19 protein-coding genes are annotated in these 17,824 nt (G+C 61.4%); 8 read left to right on the forward strand and 11 right to left on the reverse strand.

What is annotated here, in order from left to right:
* Positions 1–122: 122 nt before the first annotated feature.
* The 4 genes from msrQ to ilvC all read right to left on the reverse strand — a co-directional run bounded on the left by msrQ (position 123) and on the right by ilvC (position 3,817).
* Positions 123–755: a protein-methionine-sulfoxide reductase heme-binding subunit MsrQ gene (gene msrQ / locus ACT9T4_RS10215; RefSeq protein ID WP_499116949.1), complete on the reverse strand. Its 633-nt coding sequence runs from the start codon at positions 753–755 to the stop codon at positions 123–125.
* On the reverse strand, positions 755–1,768 hold the full coding sequence (gene msrP, locus ACT9T4_RS10220) for a protein-methionine-sulfoxide reductase catalytic subunit MsrP (RefSeq protein WP_042553035.1): 1,014 nt from the start codon (positions 1,766–1,768) through the stop codon (positions 755–757). The genes msrQ and msrP overlap by 1 nt, the downstream gene beginning before the upstream one ends.
* A gap of 62 nt (positions 1,769–1,830) precedes the next feature.
* Positions 1,831–2,646 carry a CDP-diacylglycerol--serine O-phosphatidyltransferase gene (pssA, locus tag ACT9T4_RS10225; protein WP_042553034.1) on the reverse strand — a complete coding sequence of 272 codons (816 nt, stop codon included), beginning with the start codon at positions 2,644–2,646 and terminating at the stop codon, positions 1,831–1,833.
* A gap of 154 nt (positions 2,647–2,800) precedes the next feature.
* The gene (ilvC, locus tag ACT9T4_RS10230; RefSeq protein WP_499116802.1) at positions 2,801–3,817 is read right to left on the reverse strand and encodes a ketol-acid reductoisomerase; all 1,017 of its coding nucleotides are present in this window, start codon (positions 3,815–3,817) and stop codon (positions 2,801–2,803) included.
* 125 nt (positions 3,818–3,942) lie between these two features.
* Here ilvC and ilvY point away from each other — a divergent pair, with 125 nt between their 5' ends.
* Complete coding sequence (ilvY, locus tag ACT9T4_RS10235) at positions 3,943–4,824, forward strand: HTH-type transcriptional activator IlvY (RefSeq protein WP_179539037.1); 882 nt, start codon at positions 3,943–3,945, stop codon at positions 4,822–4,824.
* 51 nt (positions 4,825–4,875) lie between these two features.
* Here the strand turns inward: ilvY and ilvN are convergent, their stop codons facing one another.
* Together ilvN and ACT9T4_RS10245 are read right to left on the reverse strand one after the other, a co-directional pair.
* Positions 4,876–5,367, reverse strand: coding sequence for an acetolactate synthase small subunit (gene ilvN, locus ACT9T4_RS10240; RefSeq protein WP_042553031.1), 492 nt, complete (start codon positions 5,365–5,367; stop codon positions 4,876–4,878).
* Position 5,368: 1 nt separating this feature from the next.
* Positions 5,369–7,099 (reverse strand): acetolactate synthase 3 large subunit, encoded by a 1,731-nt coding sequence (locus tag ACT9T4_RS10245; protein WP_042553045.1) that lies wholly within the window; start codon positions 7,097–7,099, stop codon positions 5,369–5,371.
* A 531-nt stretch (positions 7,100–7,630) separates the two neighbouring features.
* Here ACT9T4_RS10245 and ACT9T4_RS10250 point away from each other — a divergent pair.
* Positions 7,631–8,065 (forward strand): DUF4124 domain-containing protein, encoded by a 435-nt coding sequence (locus tag ACT9T4_RS10250; RefSeq protein ID WP_042553030.1) that lies wholly within the window; start codon positions 7,631–7,633, stop codon positions 8,063–8,065.
* Between the two features lie 18 nt (positions 8,066–8,083).
* On the opposite strand, the gene ACT9T4_RS10255 is transcribed toward ACT9T4_RS10250, so the two are convergent.
* Genes ACT9T4_RS10255 through mrcB form a run of 3 tightly spaced genes read right to left on the reverse strand, consistent with a single transcriptional unit; the run spans position 8,084 to position 11,493 of the window.
* Positions 8,084–8,413, reverse strand: coding sequence for a YqcC family protein (locus tag ACT9T4_RS10255; protein ID WP_499116806.1), 330 nt, complete (start codon positions 8,411–8,413; stop codon positions 8,084–8,086).
* Positions 8,410–9,162 (reverse strand): tetratricopeptide repeat protein, encoded by a 753-nt coding sequence (locus ACT9T4_RS10260; protein WP_499116808.1) that lies wholly within the window; start codon positions 9,160–9,162, stop codon positions 8,410–8,412. The genes ACT9T4_RS10255 and ACT9T4_RS10260 overlap by 4 nt, the downstream gene beginning before the upstream one ends.
* Positions 9,163–9,174: 12 nt before the next feature.
* On the reverse strand, positions 9,175–11,493 hold the full coding sequence (gene mrcB / locus ACT9T4_RS10265; RefSeq protein ID WP_156152675.1) for a penicillin-binding protein 1B: 2,319 nt from the start codon (positions 11,491–11,493) through the stop codon (positions 9,175–9,177).
* Positions 11,494–11,671: 178 nt separating this feature from the next.
* Here mrcB and ACT9T4_RS10270 point away from each other — a divergent pair, with 178 nt between their 5' ends.
* The 5 genes from ACT9T4_RS10270 to ACT9T4_RS10290 all read left to right on the forward strand — a co-directional run bounded on the left by ACT9T4_RS10270 (position 11,672) and on the right by ACT9T4_RS10290 (position 15,579).
* Complete coding sequence (locus tag ACT9T4_RS10270; RefSeq protein WP_499116810.1) at positions 11,672–13,234, forward strand: bifunctional aminoglycoside phosphotransferase/ATP-binding protein; 1,563 nt, start codon at positions 11,672–11,674, stop codon at positions 13,232–13,234.
* Between the two features lie 67 nt (positions 13,235–13,301).
* On the forward strand, positions 13,302–13,658 hold the full coding sequence (locus tag ACT9T4_RS10275; RefSeq protein ID WP_042553025.1) for a pentapeptide repeat-containing protein: 357 nt from the start codon (positions 13,302–13,304) through the stop codon (positions 13,656–13,658).
* A 109-nt stretch (positions 13,659–13,767) separates the two neighbouring features.
* Positions 13,768–14,040: a TfoX/Sxy family protein gene (locus ACT9T4_RS10280; protein ID WP_042553024.1), complete on the forward strand. Its 273-nt coding sequence runs from the start codon at positions 13,768–13,770 to the stop codon at positions 14,038–14,040.
* 187 nt (positions 14,041–14,227) lie between these two features.
* On the forward strand, positions 14,228–15,019 hold the full coding sequence (locus ACT9T4_RS10285) for a Crp/Fnr family transcriptional regulator (RefSeq protein WP_042553023.1): 792 nt from the start codon (positions 14,228–14,230) through the stop codon (positions 15,017–15,019).
* Positions 15,020–15,402: 383 nt separating this feature from the next.
* Complete coding sequence (locus tag ACT9T4_RS10290) at positions 15,403–15,579, forward strand: hypothetical protein (RefSeq protein ID WP_179539040.1); 177 nt, start codon at positions 15,403–15,405, stop codon at positions 15,577–15,579.
* 8 nt (positions 15,580–15,587) lie between these two features.
* On the opposite strand, the gene ACT9T4_RS10295 is transcribed toward ACT9T4_RS10290, so the two are convergent.
* Positions 15,588–16,778, reverse strand: a complete 1,191-nt coding sequence (locus tag ACT9T4_RS10295; RefSeq protein WP_179539041.1) for a multidrug effflux MFS transporter — start codon at positions 16,776–16,778, stop codon at positions 15,588–15,590.
* Positions 16,779–16,950: 172 nt separating this feature from the next.
* Between ACT9T4_RS10295 and ACT9T4_RS10300 the strand changes: the two genes are divergently transcribed.
* Positions 16,951–17,571 (forward strand): TetR family transcriptional regulator, encoded by a 621-nt coding sequence (locus ACT9T4_RS10300; protein ID WP_042553021.1) that lies wholly within the window; start codon positions 16,951–16,953, stop codon positions 17,569–17,571.
* Here the strand turns inward: ACT9T4_RS10300 and ACT9T4_RS10305 are convergent.
* Positions 17,555–17,773, reverse strand: a complete 219-nt coding sequence (locus ACT9T4_RS10305) for a heavy-metal-associated domain-containing protein (protein WP_179539043.1) — start codon at positions 17,771–17,773, stop codon at positions 17,555–17,557. The genes ACT9T4_RS10300 and ACT9T4_RS10305 overlap by 17 nt on opposite strands.
* Positions 17,774–17,824: the final 51 nt, after the last annotated feature.

Here is a 17,824-nt window from a genome sequence, read left to right on the forward strand (position 1 = left end):
CATTCTACTCGAATTCGCCGTCCGTGCAACCTTTATTTTCGTCTAACTTCTTGTTTAATAAGGAGTTTTCAGATCAGACCGCGCCGGAAGTGGTGCGCATTATAGGCCCCCACGAAATCAGGTCAAGGGCTTATTTCAGGTTTATTCGAAGTTTCCGCCCTTCTCCCCGCCAGGCGCGGAATTCGGCGCATTACCGGCGGGATCCGCAGCATCAGCAGCAACCCGCCCATGACGGCATAAACCGCCCATTCTTCGAGGTCGGCCCGCACGACCCACAACATATGCAGCAAGCCGAGCGGCAGAATCAGGTAGATGAAGCGATGCAGCTTCTTCCAGGATTTGCCGAGGCGCCGCTGGCTGTAGCGATTGGAGGTGACCGCCAATAGCAGCAGCCCGAACAGGGCGATAGCGCCGACGATGATGTAGGGCCGCTTGCGCAACTCGACGGCCAGTTGCGACCAGTCCAGGCCGAGGATGAAAACCGCGTACGCAATCAGGTGCAGCACGCCATAGGCGAAGCACCAGAGACCGAGCTGACGACGCACGGCCATCCACCCGGACCAGCCGCTGAGTTTCTGCAGCGGCGTCATGCTCAATGTAATGAGCAACAGGATCAGCGTTCCCAACCCCAAGCGTTCGACCAGCACCTTGCCCGGATCCGGCCCCAAGGCGAAGAGCCAGGCCTGGTACAACCAATAGAGCGGCCAGACCGCAACCAACAGGAACACGCAAAGCCGCCATACCGGGTGCCGCATCAATAATTCTTCCGTAGATCGAGGTTGCTATAAAGGCTGGCGACTTCATCGGAGTAACCGTTGAACATCTGAGTCTCGCGAACGTTGGGACTGAACAGCCCACTGGGCAGCCGTCGCTCACGGGCCTGGGTCCAGCGAGGATGGTCGACGGTCGGGTTGACGTTGGCGTAGAAGCCATACTCCTGTGCAGCGATGCTTTGCCAGGTGGTCTGCGGCTGCTCGCTGACCAGGCTGATGCGCACGATGGACTTGATACTCTTGAAGCCATACTTCCATGGCACCACCAACCGCAACGGAGCGCCGTTCTGGTTGGGTAGTTCGCGGCCGTACATACCCACGGCAAGAATGGCCAGCGGATGCATCGCTTCATCAAGCCGCAACCCTTCCACGTAGGGCCAGTCGATCAGGCCGAAACGCGAGCGCTGCCCCGGCATGCTGTCGGGATCCTCGAGGGTTTCGAAGCGAATGAATTTCGCGGCGGAGGTAGGCTCCACCTTATCGAGCAACGCGGAGATGGGGAAACCGATCCAGGGAATCACCATCGACCAGGCCTCCACACAGCGCAGGCGATAGATGCGCTCCTCCAACTGATAGGGCTTGATGAAGTCTTCCAGCGCATAGCGACCCGGCTTGCCGACTTCACCGTCGATCACCACGGACCAGGGTTCGGTTTTCAGGCTGCCAGCATTCGCGGCGGGGTCCGACTTGTCGGGGCCGAACTCATAGAAGTTGTTGTAGTGGGTGGCATCCCGAAAGGGTGTCAGCGCTTCGTCCTTGACGGTCACCGCCTCCCACTTGGTGGCAGCGATGCGCTCGCTCAGCCAGGCCGGCGCCTGCCCGACCTCGACATCCGCGTAGCGCTCGGCAACCGATGCCTGTGCCCACGCAGGCACACTGCCCAGCGCCACACCGGCGGCGGCAGCGGACATGAAGGTACGACGGGAGAGGTAGATGGACTCGGGAGTGACATCCGACTCTTTGCATTCGGATGACGGGGGGAGCTTGATCAGCATGGTGACTCCGCAGTATCGGGACAGGCTTGCCCAATAGACTACGGAGTCTGCAGGAAATTACATCACTCGTTGGTCTGGCGACGACGCAGACGCAGCAGGTACTGGATCGGCCCCGAAGCCGCGTAGGCGAGGAAGATCAGCAGCAGGATGCGCGGTGGATCGCTGAACACCACGGCGAACACCAGTACCACGGCAAGAATCGCCACGAACGGCACACGGCCTTTCAGGTCGAGGTTCTTGAAGCTGTTGTACTTGATATTGCTGACCATCAGCATGCCGGCCGCGGCAACCAGGATCGCCACCACGAAGGACATGTTGGAGCCCTTGATGCCGAAGTCACTGAACGCCCACACCGTACCAGCCACCACGCCGGCAGCGGCCGGGCTGGCAAGACCGATGAAGTAGCGTTTGTCGACGCTGCCTATCTGGGTATTGAAGCGCGCCAGACGCAACGCAGCGCCCGCTACATAGATGAAGGCGACCATCCAGCCGACCTTGCCCATGCTGCCAAGTGCCCACTCGAAAGCCAGCAACGCCGGTGCCACACCGAAGGCGACCATGTCGGACAGCGAGTCGTATTCGGCACCGAAGGCGCTCTGGGTATTGGTCAGACGCGCGACGCGACCGTCGAGACCGTCCAGCACCATGGCCACGAACACCGCGGCGGCGGCCACGTAGAAGTTGCCGTTCATCGCGTTGATGATGGCGTAGAAGCCGGCGAACAGGTTCGCGGTCGTGAACAGATTGGGCAACAGGTAGATGCCGCGGTGGCGAACCTTGCGCCCCTCGTCGTCGTGCCCTTCCTCAATATGTTCGTCGATGGGCAGTAAGCTTTCATCGTCCTTGGACGATTTTGGCTCTTGCGGACGCTCGCTCATGAACAACACCTTGTCGCGGATTTGAATTTTCGACCGAGTCGCCGGGCAAGCGTTCGCCCTAACGTCGGCATTGGCGTCCGGGCTTTATACCAGAAGCCTGCCCCATAACGAAAAAACGCGGCCAGGGCCGCGTTCTTTCTTGATCGAATCCGACTCAGTTCTTGGACTTGTCGACGATCTTGTTGGCACCGATCCACGGCATCATCGAGCGCAGTTGCTCACCGATGATTTCGATACCGTGGGCAGCGTTGTTACGGCGCTTGGCGGTCATCGATGGGTAGTTGGTGGCGCCCTCGCTGATGAACATCTTGGCGTACTCGCCGTCCTGAATGCGCTTGAGTGCATTGCGCATGGCCTGACGGGATTCGGCGTTGATGACTTCAGGGCCGGTCACATACTCGCCGTACTCGGCGTTGTTGGAGATCGAGTAGTTCATGTTGGCGATACCGCCTTCGTACATGAGGTCAACGATCAGTTTCAGTTCGTGCAGGCACTCGAAGTAGGCCATTTCCGGCGCGTAGCCAGCTTCGACCAGCGTTTCGAAACCGGCCTTGACCAGCTCGACGGTGCCGCCACACAGAACGGCCTGCTCGCCGAACAGGTCGGTTTCGGTCTCGTCCTTGAAGGTGGTTTCGATGATGCCGGTACGACCACCGCCAACGCCCGAAGCGTAGGACAGGGCGACGTTCTTGGCGTTGCCGGAAGCGTCCTGGTAAACAGCGATCAGGTCAGGGATACCGCCGCCCTTGACGAACTCGGTACGCACGGTATGACCCGGCGCTTTCGGCGCGATCATGATCACGTCGAGGTCAGCGCGCGGAACGACCTGGTTGTAGTGGATAGCGAAGCCGTGGGAGAAGGCCAGCGTGGCGCCTTTATTGATGTTCGGCTCGATTTCGTTCTTGTACAGCTGGGACTGGAACTCGTCCGGAGTCAGGATCATGACCAGGTCGGCGCCGGCAACGGCGGCAGCAACGTCGGTCACTTTCAGGCCATGGGCCTCAGCCTTGGCAACGGTGGCCGAGCCTTTACGCAGACCGACAGTGACGTCCACACCGGAGTCCTTCAGGTTGCACGCCTGAGCGTGGCCCTGGGAGCCGTAACCGATGATGGCGACTTTCTTGCCCTGGATGATGGAGAGGTCACAATCTTTGTCGTAATAAACTTTCATGTTCTTGGCTCTTTTGAATCGAAAGGGATGGGGTGCTAGCACCGCGACGGAGCCACCTTAAGTGATCCGCCCCATTGCGTAAAATGATATATTTGCAACACAACATGCCGATATATGAAACATCAATGGATAGCCACGCACTCAAGCTCTTTCTCTCTCTGGCAGACAACCTGCACTTCGGCAAAACCAGCCGCGAGCAGCACGTCAGCGCCTCCGCGCTAAGCCGCAGCATCAAGCAACTCGAGGAGGAACTCGGCGCCCCTCTGTTCGTGCGCGACAACCGCTCGGTTCGACTGACCCGCGAGGGGCAGCAGTTCCGCGAGTACGCCAGCGATGTGATGAACGGCTGGCAGGCCATTCGTCAGACCTTAAAGCAGGATCAGCTGGTCCTGCATGGGGAGCTGTCCCTGTATTGCTCGGTGACGGCGAGCTACAGTTTTCTCTACGACATCCTGAGCAGCTTCCGCCAGGCCTACCCGCGCATCGAGATGAAGCTGCACACCGGCGACCCGGCCAAGGCCGTCGAGCGCGTGCAACTGGGGCTGGAAGACCTTGCCATCGGCGCCCTCCCCGACAGCGTGCCAGCCGGCATCGTGTTCCAGTCGATTACCCGCTCGGAGTTGCGCTTCATCGGTCCGCAGTCCCCTCAACTGTTGAGCGAAGAGCAACTGAGACGACCCGGTGCGCAAAGCTGGGAAGACGTGCCAATGATTCTCTCGGAAGAAGGCCTTGCCCGCACCCGCACCGACAGGTGGTTGAAGAGCCACAACATCAAGCCGCGGATCTATGCCCAGGTCAGCGGCAACGAAGCCATCGTCAGCATGGTGAGCCTGGGCTTCGGCATCGGCGTGGTCCCGCAGATCGTGCTGGACAACAGCCCATTGGCCGCACGCATCCGCATCTACGATATTCAGCCCCCGCTGACCGCTTACGACATCGGCCTGTTCGCGCTGGAAAAGCGCCTCAAGGATCCGCTGATCGCCGCCTTCTGGAACCGCCAACGGTAAATTCCAGGCAAAAAAAACCCCGCACGTGGCGGGGCATTTTCAATGCTGCGATCAGATGCTCAGTACCTTGTCGCCACGGGCGATACCGGTGACGCCGCTGCGCACTGTCTCCAGGATCAGCGCGGTGCCGATGGCCTGGATGAAGCTGTCCAGCTTGTCGCTGGTACCGGCGAGCTGGATGGTATAGACGCTCGGTGTCACATCGACGATCTGCCCACGGAAGATGTCGGTGGTGCGTTTCACCTCGGCGCGCTGGGCGCCAGTGGCCTTGACCTTGACCAGCATCAGTTCGCGCTCGATGTGAGCGTTTTCCGACAGGTCCACCAGCTTGACCACTTCGATCAGCTTGTTGAGGTTCTTGGTGATCTGCTCGATCACGTCATCATGGCCAATGGTGGTCAACGTCAGACGCGACAGGGTCGGGTCTTCGGTCGGTGCCACGGTCAGGCTTTCGATGTTGTAGTTGCGTTGGGAGAACAGGCCGACCACACGCGACAGCGCTCCCGGTTCGTTTTCCAGCAGCAGGGAAATGATATGACGCATGTCAGGTACGCTCCGTCTTGCTCAGCCACATGTCGCGCATCGCCCCACCCCGAATCTGCATCGGATAGACGTGCTCGCTGGTATCCACGGCGATGTCGAGGAACACCAGACGGTCCTTCATCGCAAAGGCCTCTTCCATCTTCGGTTTGAGGTCTTTCAGGTCGGTGATGCGGATGCCCACGTGCCCGTAGGACTCGGCCAGCTTGACGAAGTCAGGTAGCGATTCCATGTAGGAGTGCGAGTAACGGCTGCTGTACTGCATGTCCTGCCATTGGCGAACCATGCCCAGCGCGCCATTGTTGAGGTTGACGATCTTCACCGGCAGGTCGTACTGCAGGCAGGTCGACAGCTCCTGAATGTTCATCTGGATGCTGCCCTCACCGGTGACGCAGGCCACGTCGCTGTCCGGGAAGTTCAGCTTGACGCCCATGGCCGCCGGGAAGCCGAAGCCCATGGTGCCCAGACCGCCGGAGTTGATCCAGCGGTTCGGCTTGTTGAAGCGGTAGTACTGCGCGGCGAACATCTGGTGCTGGCCGACATCGGAACTGACGAAAGCATCACCTCTGGTGACTTCGCACAGGGTCTCGATCACGGTCTGCGGCTTGATGATGCTGCCGTCACCCTCGTTGTAAGGGAACAGGCGACCACCGCCGCGCCATTCTTCGATCTGCTTCCACCAGGTGGCTTGCGATTCGCCGTCCGGACGCTGCTCGATTTCCTTGAGTGCGGCGACCATCTCGCTCAGCACGCTGTCGACCGGGCCAACGATCGGAATATCGGCCTTGACCGTCTTGGAGATCGACGCCGGGTCGATGTCGATATGAATGATCTTGGCGTTCGGGCAGAACTTGGCGGCGGTTTCACCATTGATGACCCGGTCATCGAAGCGCGCACCGACTGCCAAGATGACATCGGCGTGGTGCATGGCCAGGTTGGCGGTGTAGCTGCCGTGCATGCCCAGCATGCCGACGAACTGACGGTCGTCGCCCGGGTAGGCACCAAGACCCATCAAGGTGTTGGTGACTGGAACGTTCAGCGCGCGGGCCAGCTCGGTCAGTTGTGCCGAAGCACCACCGAGGATTACGCCGCCACCGGAATAGATGATCGGGCGCTTGGCCGCGATGAGCATTTCCGCCGCTTTGCGGATCTGCCCCGAGTGGCCACGAACCGCCGGGCTGTAGGAACGCAGCTTGACCTTCTTCGGGTAGCTGTATTCGAACTTCTGGGTCGGATCGCCCATGTCCTTAGGAATGTCCACGACCACAGGGCCCGGACGACCGGATTCGGCGAGGTAGAACGCCTTCTTGATCACTTCGGGGATTTCCGAAGGATGCTTGATGATGAAGCTGTGCTTCACGATCGGGCGGGAGATGCCGACCATGTCGACTTCCTGGAAGGCATCGGTGCCAACCACGGTACTGGCCACCTGACCGGAAATGATCACCATCGGGATCGAGTCCATGTAGGCGGTGGCGATACCGGTAACGGCATTGGTCGCACCAGGGCCGGAGGTCACCAGCACGACACCGGCCTTGCCGGTGGCGCGGGCATAGCCGTCCGCCATATGGGTCGCCGCCTGCTCGTGGCGAACCAGGATGTGGGTCACTTCCGGTTCTTTGAACAAGGCATCGTAGATGTGCAGGAGGGCACCACCCGGATACCCATAGATGTACTTCACGCCTTCGTCACGCAACGAGCGGACGACCATTTCAGCGCCGGATAAAAGCTCCACGTTGTTCACCTCTATAACGCCAGAAAACCGCCCTTTTGCAGGTACGGCCCGAGTAGGTTTACTGCCAGCAGAGCATGAGCGACTGTGGTCGCCGACTACGTCAGCTACAACTGAGCAAGTATTGGGAACATCCCTGGTGTGCTTCGGGACTTCCCACCCAGCGCGAGGTAACGCGTTGCGGGTGTAACGAAAGGTCGGCGCGGGTAGCACCTCATGTCTACTGAGCTGAAGCAAGCTTGCGGCTTACCCCACTACAGAGAGCATTCGATTGTTGTTATTCGAAGACGGCAAGTCAAGTGGTCCGTGATGGAATATGCATTTGGCAGGCATATCCACCCTCGACGGAGAAATACAGCGCCCTGTGCCGTGAAAAACCCGTGCCGATGTGAAGCGGCGCAGGATGAACGGGCAACCGATTTGGTTATAGTAATCGGCAGAGACTCCGCGCTGTCGCCAAGAGCGTGCACACTGACCCTGAAATCCCGTTCCGGCCCTGCAAGGTTCGGCAAAACTGCCCTAAAAGGAATTCCCATGCGCCGCATGATCCTCACCACCAGCCTGGCGCTCGCCCTGAGCACAACCGCCATGGCCGGCCAGGTATACAAGTGGGTCGACGCCCAGGGCGTCACCCATTTCAGTGAACAACCGCCGCAGGACCAACAAGCTACCACCGTCAACAAGGCCGCACCGCCACCACCGTCCACGGAGTCGAAGCCAGCGCCGACCTTCAAGGACATCGCCGACCCGGAACAGGCAGCCGCCGACGCCAAGGTCAAGAAGGAAGTGGCCGAACAGCAAGTGCAACTGCGCAAGTACTGCGAGACCCAGCGCAACAACCTCGCGCAGCTGGAGAACAACCCGCGGGTGCGTGTGGAAGATGGTGGAGAAGTGCGCCGTCTCGGCGAGGACGAGCGTCAGAAGCGTATTGCCGACAGCAAGAAGGCGATCGCCGAGAATTGCAAGTAACGAGAAAGGCTGCGGGCTTCAGCCCGCAGTGATCAACCGGTCGAAGTCGCCCAGTGCCTGGAGCAATTCGGCCGCCGCGCGATTGCTCGCGCCGTAGACGTGCTCGGCCATGGGCAGAATGCCAGATACGGCGGGCAGATCGGCACCAGCTTCGATGATGGCCTTCATGCGTGGCAGGAAGATCCATTGCAGCCACTGAGCGAAGTCCAGCGTGTCCACGCAGAACGGCTCCTGACTGGCGAGTGCCTCTTCACTCGGCGGCGTTGCGTCCCACCAGCCCTGTACCCGCAACGCGCGCTCGACCAGCAACAGCTGGTCGGCGATTTGGGTTATCGGGGCAGCCGTCACAGATTGACCCGCGCTCGCTCACGAGCCTGTGCCGCACCTGCTGCGTCACCCTGCTGCTCACGAGACTTGGCGATCAGATCCCACAGGCTGGCCTGCAGAGCCGGACGACCACTGGAGTAGCTCAGACCACGACGGGCGAACTGCTCGGCCTGGGCAGCATCGCCCTGGGCCAGACGAACCTCCGCCAGACGATAGAGCACCTGCGGTTCGCGCGGGGCGATGCGCTGTGCACGCTCGAGGCTGGAAGCCGCGCCGTTGAGGTCGCCGCCAGTCTGCTGCTGCTGGGCGCTGGTCAGCAGCGCCAGCACCGGACCATCGAGCTGCTCATCGGCAGCCAGACCGCCACTGTTGCCTCGCGGAATGCCACTGGGAATCGAAGGCTGCTGAGGCTGGGACTGCGGCGCACTGCCGTAGCCTGGCGAGCCCAGCGGTTCGCTGCTCAGTGGCGGCTCGTCGAAGGTCAGACCGCCACCACTGGCGGGCGCCCCCGCTGGTGCGGCATAGGTATCGATTGGCGCCGACGGATTGCCGCCGCCTGGCACCATGACCACCACACCGGAATCATCCGACGACGGCTGAGCCTGTTGCTGCGGCTGCACGGGCGCATTGCCGTAGCCATTGCCCGGGCGGTCTTCCTGCTCGTAGGCAGACGTACCGGAATCCACGACCGGAATGGAACCACGCGGTACGCTGGCACAACCTCCCAGCACTACCGAGGCAGTCAAAACGGGAATCAACCACTTACTCACGTCAAACCTCTCTTATTCCAACCAGCCTTTTACCCAGTCCATCACCGAGTCGACGGGGGCCTGGATACCACAACCTGGCCCGGGAGCCGGCTCGCTGCCGCGAATATACGGCATCTGTACGGCACCCGGACAATTCTCTGCCGAGCCCTGCCCGGTCGCCGCATCCACCCATGCCTGCACCACGTTGTCCGGCATCGGCATGTCCAGCGGCAGCGGATCGGCCCGGCGCATGAAGCCGGTCCAGGCCTGCAACGCACCGGTCGCACCGGTAAACGGAGTCGGCCCGTTGTCGTCACGGCCCATCCACACCACGGCCAGCAGATCCTGACTGAAACCGGCGAACCAGCTGTCCCGTGAATCGTTACTGGTACCGGTCTTGCCGGCCAGCGTCAGCGAACTCGGCAACTGGCTGTAAACCGAGCGACCGGTACCTTCACGCATGGTGCGCTGCATGGCGTTCTGCAGCAGGTAGATGGAACCGGCGTCGAAACGCTGCTGAATCTGATACGGGTAGCGTTTGAGCGGCTCGCCTTCGGCGGTCAGCACGCTGCGGATACCGCGCAACGGCGTATTGAAGCCACCACTGGCGAGGGTCTGGTACATGCCCGTCACTTCCATGGGCGTCAGCGCACCGGCCCCCAGCAACATCGACGGGTAAGCTGGCCACTGTCGCGACACCCCAAGGCGCTCAAGGGTTTTGAGCACGTTCGGCACACCCAGTTCCAAGCCTAATTTGGCGGTGGACAGGTTGTAGGAGTGGGCCAGCCCCTGATACAGGTAAATGCTGCCGTGAGCCTTGCGGTCGTAGTTCTGCGGTTTCCATACCTGACCATCCTGGCCCTTCACCGAGAACGGCTCATCCAGCACCCGACTGGTCAGGGTGTACTGGCTGGGGCGCTCGAGGGCGGTCAGGTAGATGGCCGGTTTGATCAGCGAGCCAATAGGACGCACCGCATCCAGCGCACGGTTGAAGCCGGCGAAGCGCGGCTGGCGGCTGCCGATCAGCGCCTGAATTTCCCCGGTTTCCGGATTGGTGACCACCATGCCCGCCTCGACCTGATCGGACCCCTTGCGCCCGGCCTGGCGTTTGAAGGTTTCAGCCAGGGCCTCCTCGGCCTTTAGCTGCAGGATCGGGTCGAAACTGGTGAAGATGCGCAGGCCTTCTTCGGTCAAATCCTCGTCGTGGTAATCCTGACGCAGCTGGCGCTTGACCAGGTCGAGGAAGGCCGGGAACGAACCATTGGCCATGCTGCCACGCTGGGTGACGCCAAGCGGACGCTCCTTGGCGGCAGCGGCTTCTTCCGGTGACACCACACCCTGCTCGGCCAGAAGGTCGAGAATCATGTTACGACGCGCCAGCGCCCGCTCGGGGTTGCGGCGCGGGTTATAGAAGGTAGGCCCCTTGACCATGCCCACCAGCAGCGCGACCTGGTCGAGCTTGAGTTCGGACAGCGGCTGGCTGAAGAAATACTGGCTGGCCAGCCCGAAACCGTGCACGGCACGCTGGCCGTCCTGGCCGAGGAACACCTCGTTGAGGTAGGCCTCGAGAATCTCGCGCTTGTCGTAATGCAGCTCCAGCAGCACCGCCATCATGGCTTCGGTGATCTTGCGGGTCAGGCTGCGCTCGTTGGTCAGGTAGAAGTTCTTCACCAACTGCTGGGTCAGGGTACTGCCGCCCTGGCGCAGTTGGCCGGCGGATGCGTTGACCCACACCGCACGGGCGATGCCCTTGGGCGATACACCGAAATGGTCGAAGAAGTCACGGTCCTCGACAGCCACCAGGGTTTCCACCAGATAGGCAGGCACCTGATCGAGCTTGATCAGCACGCGGTCTTCCTGATGCGCCGGGTACAGGCCGCCGATCAGCATCGGCTCCAGACGCGCCACGGCCAGGTCCTTGCCGTCGGCCTTGGTCAGCGAGGCGACGTAATCGCCCGAGAAGCGCACGTTGACCTGTTGCGCCTGCTCGACGCTCTCGTAGAACTGGAAGCCACGCGAGTGCAGGGAAATGTTGTTACCCGACACGGCAACGGCACCCGGACCATTGGCCGTGCTTTCGCGGCGGTATCCGAGGGCGTCCATCTCCTTGAGAAGGTCATCCTTGGCCAGTTTCTGGCCGACGAACAGTTCGAGCGGCCTGGCGTAGACCTTGGCCGGAACGGTCCAGCGCTTGCCGGAGAATTTCTCCTGGACGATGGCATCGAGGTAAACCGCAAAACCGGCGAACAGCACCAAGCCGACCAGGCCAAGCTTTACAGCCCAGCCCAGCAAGGGGCGCATGCCACGGGGGCGGCGTTTGGAACGGGAGCGGGAAGATCGGGTACGAGTCATGGCGCGGCATTATACGCACTTTGCGAAGCGTCGGCAGGCACTGCAGAGAGGCTGTTCACGTTTCGCTACAACCCTGTGGGCGGCGCGGAAAGGCGATTGTCCCCTGGCGATTTGCACCCCCGCGGAGAGGGGTCATAATGCGCGCCTGTCATCTTTCCATACACGCCAAGGATCACCCGTGAGCCAAGCCCTGATTACCGCCTTGCAGAACCCGGCCCTTTATCCGCATCCGGTGGACGGTTTCAGTGTCATCGAGACCCATATTTCCTGGGTCGTGCTGACCGGCCCCTATGCTTACAAGATCAAGAAGCCAGTGAACTTCGGCTTTCTCGACTTCACCTCCCTGGCGTCACGCGAGCACTTCTGCCAGGAAGAGCTGCGCCTCAATCAGCGCCTGACCCGGGATTTGTATCTGGAGGTATTGCCGATCGGCGGCAGTGTCGAAGCTCCGCGCCTGGATGGCGAAGGTTCGGCTATCGAATACGCCCTGAAAATGCGCCAGTTCCCCCAGGAACAATTGCTGGCCCAGGTGCAGGCACGGGGCGAACTGAACGAAACGCATATCGATGCTCTAGCCAAGCAGATCGCCGATTTCCATCTGCACACCCCAACGGTCGCGTCCGATCACTCGCTGTGCAATGCCACCGCCATCGTCGCCCCTCTGCGCCAGAACTTCGAGCAGATTCGCCCGATGCTCAGCGACAAGGCAGACCTGCAGCAGCTGGACGCTCTGGAAGCCTGGGCTGAAACCAGCCTCGAGCGACTGTGGCCGGATCTGGAAGCCAGAGCCCGAGACGGTTTCATCCGCGAATGCCACGGTGACATCCACCTCGGTAACGCCACCCTGCTGGATGGCCAGGCCACGCTGTTCGACTGCATCGAGTTCAACGAACCCTTCCGCCTGACCGACATCGCCCTGGATACCGCCTTCCTGGTCATGGACCTGGAGGATCGCGGCCTCAAGTGCCTGGCACGCCGCCTGCTCAACGGCTGGCTGGAGCACACGGGCGATTACGGCTCACTGAAGGTGTTCAATCTCTACAAGGCGCACCGCGCCCTGGTACGTGCCAAGGTCGCGCTGTTCCGCCTTGGCCAGGAACAGGATGCCGTGCAACGGGCGGTGATCCTGCGCCAGTACCGCGGTTACGCCAGCCTGGCGGAAAGCTACAGTGCCATTCCGGTTCGTTTCCTGGCCATCACCCGCGGCGTTTCCGCGGTCGGCAAGAGTCAGGTTGCGCTGCGCCTGGTCGAGGCACTCGGCGCAATACGCATCCGTTCTGACGTCGAGCGCAAGCGCCTGCTGGGCGAACAGCAGGTGAATGCGGGCGACCCGTTGAATGCCGGCATCTATAGCGACGAAGCCAGCAAGTCGGTGTACGAGCGCCTGAATGAACTGGCCGATCTGGCCCTGCACGCGGGTTACCCGGTAGTGCTCGACGCCACCTACCTCAAGCGTGCGCAGCGCCAGGCAGCTCTGGGTATCGCCGAAGAGACCGGGGTCCCCTTTCTGATTGCCGACTGTCAGGCGCCCGATTCGGTCATCAACAGCTGGCTTTTGCAACGTCAGCAACAGGGCGATGATCCTTCCGACGCCACGCTGCAGGTGATCGAAGCACAACGCGCCGGGCAGGACGCCCTCGACGAAAGCGAGCTGACGCATAGCAAACGTGTGGATACCCACGACAGCGCCAGCCTCAACGAACTGGTCAGTACCATTCGCCAGCGCTTCCCAAACCTGTAAAGCGGGCAAGCAGGGCGGCCAGGCCGCTCTATACTGGCAGTGAGCCCCCTCCCGGATCACTGCCATCATGAGCCAACCACGCCAGCTGGACACCCCGCTCTACCGCCTGTTGCACAACGATGATGTCGCCGCGTTCAATGCGCAGCGTCCACAAGGCGCCGGCATCGATCTGAGCGGCGGCGACTTCCGCGGCCTCGACCTGCGAACCCTGGACGCCGAAGGCATCGATTTCCGCGATGCCTACTTTCGCGGTGCCGACCTGCGCGGGGTCGACTTGCGCACCGCACAGCTGGAGGGCGCCAGCATCGCCCATGCGCAGATATCCGGCGCCTACTTCCCGGCCGAACTGAGCGCTGACGAAATCCTCATGTCGATGAATTTCGGTACACGCCTGCGCTATCGCACCCACCCCAACCACCTGTAGCAGTGTGTAACGCTCCATCCGGGCGTCGCTGCTCAAGGCCGCTACACTTTCTCCCAATGCAGCGGCCAGCCAGCATCCACCTGCAAAACGGCCGCGAAAAGGAGATTCCGTGAACGACGAATTGCAGCACCTCAAGAATCTGGGCAAGACCTCGTCGCAGTGGCTTCACGCGGTGGGCATCCACAACGTCAGCGACCTGCGCCGACACGGCGCGGTCGACGCCTACCGGGCCGTCCGGGCACGGGGATTCAGGGCCTCCAAGGTCCTGCTCTACGCCATCGAGGGTGCACTGCTGGACATTCACTGGAGCGAGCTGCCGCCAACGCGCAAGGAAAGTCTCAACCTGCAGCTCGAAGAAGCGGCCAACGACGACCGGATCTAGTCCACACGGATTACCCGTCACAGAACGCCTGACACCACGGATAACGGGGGCTCGGCCGCGATTGCCCGGAGGCAGAACACGCCTTGGTTCACAACCTCCAGCGAGATCGATTTACCTGGAGCGCGGCGGAGATTATCGTTTCAGGGATTTTCGTGCGCATTCGGCATGAGCAGCTCAAGGAACCATCATGTATCTACTCGGGGAACAACCGGCCTACGCCGACCAACTGATCAGCCGATTGCAGAGCATCCCCGGGCAACTACTCGATGGGCTCAGCCCATGCGGCGCTGCGCTGCACGTGGAGCGCAGCGAGAACCTGGCCGCCCAATTGCCTGGCAATCAGCTGTTCATCATCGACAACGGCCTGCTGCATGCGCTGGTCGACGAGCGCCCGCTGTTCTATCTGCAGGAAGGCGATCTGGTCGGCCTGCGCCAGGGCATCGACCTGCCGACATGCCGCTACACCAGCGATGAACCGATCACCCTGATTCCCTATTCGCGTAGCGAGGTGTTCAAGCACATCTACGCCAGCGAATCTCGTCAGGAACTGTTCATCCAGTACCTGGTGGGCCACACCGCCCTGCTTTCCGACGCCCTGGCACGCATCAAGCAGCCGGAAGTACGCCCCGCCACCGGTTTCAAGCACTTCAGCAAAGGCGACTCGCTGATCCATCAGGGGGACGACGCCGATCACGTGTTCATCATCATCGAAGGACATGCCGAAGCCTTCGTCGATGGCGTGAAGGTGGGCGACGTGCAGAAAGACGAGATCTTCGGCGCCATGGCCGTGTTCACCCATGAAAAACGCAGCGCTACCGTGGTGGCCAGCGAGGCCTGCACGGTGATGGTGATCCCCAAGGATCAGTTCCTCAACCTGATGGAGAGCAACCCGCGTATCGCCCACAGCCTGGTGGAGAGCATGGCGCGGCGCATCGACCTGCTCAACAAGGAAGTCACCGGGCTGCGTCAGCCTGGTTGAGCCGACAGGCCGCCACCGGACCCCGGCCATGTGCCGGGGTTCGTCGTTTCAACGGGCAGCTGAACGCTATGGCCGCGATGAATGAAAATAATTTCCAAATAGCTGTTGACTATGAAATGAGAATTGCTATTATTTGCATCAGCTGGTCGCGAGATCAGCCGATAACCTAAAGAGACCTTAGGTCGGACTCTTCAGATTATCTCCTCATCAGGCTAATCACGGTTATTGACCCGGCTCTTTGCCGGGTCTTTTTTTGCCTGCAGGAAATGCTTCTGCCACGTTTCCCTCGCCGAGCAGTGGACGTCCGTCGCCTCGTTGATCTGCATCAGAGCAGTTCTCCCAGTTGCGGCTAGACTGTCCGCACCTCACTGGGAGTCACCCTCATGGATATCCGGATACGTGCGCTGAAAGGCCCTCTCGGCATTCACTGGCAAGTGAGTCTCGGCAGGCATCAGGTGAGTTTTCGCAGCGAAGCCGAGGCACGCCAGTTCGTGGCAACGCTCGAAGCCAGGGTGCAGGCACCCCACGCGCTGCCGGAAAGGCAACGCATGGCAGGCTGATCCTCGGGTCAGCCGAGAGGGTGCCCGGCGCGCTTCTCCGCCCAGCGGGTGAAGCGCGAAGCCAGCACCGCCAGCACACCGCAAGAGAAGATGACCAGCGCCATCGGTACGGCGCTGCCGTCATGCAGCACGCCAACCATGGACGCGGCAGTCGCCGCGATGGTGAATTGCAGGCTGCCCATCAGTGCCGACGCGCTTCCCGCATGACGCCCCTGCCCCGCCATGGCGCAGGCGGAGGTGTTCGGCAGCAGGATGCCCAGCGACGCGATGCAGCCGAACAATGGCACCATCAGTGGCCAAAGCGAATGGGTATGCACCCACGACAACAGCAGCAACAGCATGCCGCAGCCCAAATAGAACCAGACGATGCGCCTGGCCCAGTAGGCCGGCCCCTGGCGTGACACCAGCCACGCGTTGACCTGCGCCGCCAGGATGAAGCCAGCGGCGTTGGTGCCGAACAACCAACCGTAGTGTTCCGGCGCAATGCCATACAGCTGGATGAACACGAAGGGCGAACCGGCGATGTACGCGAACATACCCGCAATCGCCAGCCCTCCCGTCAGGGCATGGCCGATAAAGGGCAGATCGGCGAACAGCCGGCGATATTCACCGATCGCCCCGCGCAGCGGAGCCGGCTCGACGTCGGGGTTCAGGGTTTCCGGCAGCCAGCGGTACAGGGCAACCAGGCAAGCCGCGCTGAACAGCGTCAGGCAAACGAATATCGACGGCCAGCCGAACAGGTTGAGCAACAGCCCACCCGCCACGGGCGCGAGGATCGGCGCCAGCCCCATCACCAGCATCAGTTGCGAGAACACCTTGGCCGAGCTGATCGGGTCACACAGGTCGCGCACCACGGCGCGCGACACCACCATCCCGGCACAACCACCCAGAGCCTGCACGAAGCGCGCGACGATCAGCCACTCGAGGCTCGGCGCCACGGCACAGGCCAGCGACGCCAGGGTGAACAGCGACACCCCGACGAGCAGCGGAATGCGTCGCCCGAACCGGTCGGCCAGCGGGCCATAGAGCAATTGCCCGATGGCCAGCCCGGCGAAGTAGGACGCCAGGGAGAGCTGGACGTGCTCGGTGTCGGTATCGAAGGCCAGCGCCAGGGCGGGGAAACTGGGCAGATAGAAGTCGATGGCCAGCGGGCCGAAGGCACTCAGTGCCCCAAGAATCAGTAACAGGCGAAGCGTCATGTGCACGGTACTCGACGAGTGTCTCCAGCCTTGGCTGGGTCAACGGGCGGAGCGCTGGAGGCCCCTGAAAGAGTGGATGCCGACAATTACATACAAGTTCGTCTGTAAAACAAACCTTAAGGCGAAAAAATAATTACACTCGCCATTCCCGAACCGATTTGATTCCTGTCGTATGCGTCGAACCAAAGAACAAGCAGAGCAGACCCGCACCACCATTCTGGCCTCCGCCGAGATACTGTTTCTGGAAAAGGGTGTCGCCCACACCAGCCTGGAGCATATCGCCAAGCATGCGGGGGTGACCCGTGGCGCGGTGTATTGGCACTTCCAGAATAAGGCCCACCTTTTTCACGACATGCTCAGCCAGGTCCGCCTGCCCCCTGAGCAACTGGCCAGGCACCTGCAGGAGAGTCAGTCAGGCGACGGCCTGCAGTCACTGCGCGAGCTTTGCGTGGCGGGTATCGCCGGTATAGCCCTGGACGAGCAGAAGCGGCGCATCTTCACGGTACTGCTGCACCGCTGCGAGTTCACCGAAGAACTGCGCGAGGCCGAAGAGCGTCATGAAGCGTTCATCAACCAGTTCATCGACCTCTGCGAGGCGATCTTCGCTCACCCGACCGCGCAACCTCGCCTGCGCCCCGGCATGACCCCACGCCTCGCGGCGCGCACCATCCACGCGCTGATCGTCGGCATGCTCAGCGACTGGCTGCGCGACAACACCCTGTTCGACCCGCAGAGCGACGGGCCGGTGATGATCGACGGACTGTTCCGCGGCCTGATCAGCGACTGGTCTTAGCCGCGGGTACCGCCTCTGCCTTGTAGCCTTCATTGATGATCGCTTCGAGCACCTGATCGACCGGATGCGAGGTCTGCACCCTGACCTCGCCTGCGGCCAGATCCACCTGCACCTGGGCCGACGCATCGATCGCCTGTACGGCACCGGTGATGGCCCGCTCGCAATGTGCGCATGTCATGCCGTCTACCTTGAATATCTGCATCGTCATCTCCTCTGCCCGCCTGGGCAATCAGTGGATTGCTGAAAAAAGTAT

The sequence above is a fragment of the Pseudomonas sp. SZ40 genome (genome assembly GCF_052958135.1).

What these genes read in the sequence shown, in the direction of transcription:
- msrQ (WP_499116949.1), bottom strand. Translation starts at nt 755, where the DNA reads ATGCGGCACCCGGTATGGCGGCTTTGCGTGTTCCTGTTGGTTGCGGTC.
- msrP (WP_042553035.1), bottom strand. Translation starts at nt 1,768, where the DNA reads ATGCTGATCAAGCTCCCCCCGTCATCCGAATGCAAAGAGTCGGATGTC.
- pssA (WP_042553034.1), bottom strand. Translation starts at nt 2,646, where the DNA reads ATGAGCGAGCGTCCGCAAGAGCCAAAATCGTCCAAGGACGATGAAAGC.
- ilvC (WP_499116802.1), bottom strand. Translation starts at nt 3,817, where the DNA reads ATGAAAGTTTATTACGACAAAGATTGTGACCTCTCCATCATCCAGGGC.
- ilvY (WP_179539037.1), top strand. Translation starts at nt 3,943, where the DNA reads ATGGATAGCCACGCACTCAAGCTCTTTCTCTCTCTGGCAGACAACCTG.
- ilvN (WP_042553031.1), bottom strand. Translation starts at nt 5,367, where the DNA reads ATGCGTCATATCATTTCCCTGCTGCTGGAAAACGAACCGGGAGCGCTG.
- ACT9T4_RS10250 (WP_042553030.1), top strand. Translation starts at nt 7,631, where the DNA reads ATGCGCCGCATGATCCTCACCACCAGCCTGGCGCTCGCCCTGAGCACA.
- mrcB (WP_156152675.1), bottom strand. Translation starts at nt 11,493, where the DNA reads ATGACTCGTACCCGATCTTCCCGCTCCCGTTCCAAACGCCGCCCCCGT.
- ACT9T4_RS10275 (WP_042553025.1), top strand. Translation starts at nt 13,302, where the DNA reads ATGAGCCAACCACGCCAGCTGGACACCCCGCTCTACCGCCTGTTGCAC.
- ACT9T4_RS10285 (WP_042553023.1), top strand. Translation starts at nt 14,228, where the DNA reads ATGTATCTACTCGGGGAACAACCGGCCTACGCCGACCAACTGATCAGC.
- ACT9T4_RS10290 (WP_179539040.1), top strand. Translation starts at nt 15,403, where the DNA reads ATGGATATCCGGATACGTGCGCTGAAAGGCCCTCTCGGCATTCACTGG.
- ACT9T4_RS10295 (WP_179539041.1), bottom strand. Translation starts at nt 16,778, where the DNA reads ATGACGCTTCGCCTGTTACTGATTCTTGGGGCACTGAGTGCCTTCGGC.
- ACT9T4_RS10300 (WP_042553021.1), top strand. Translation starts at nt 16,951, where the DNA reads ATGCGTCGAACCAAAGAACAAGCAGAGCAGACCCGCACCACCATTCTG.
- ACT9T4_RS10305 (WP_179539043.1), bottom strand. Translation starts at nt 17,773, where the DNA reads ATGCAGATATTCAAGGTAGACGGCATGACATGCGCACATTGCGAGCGG.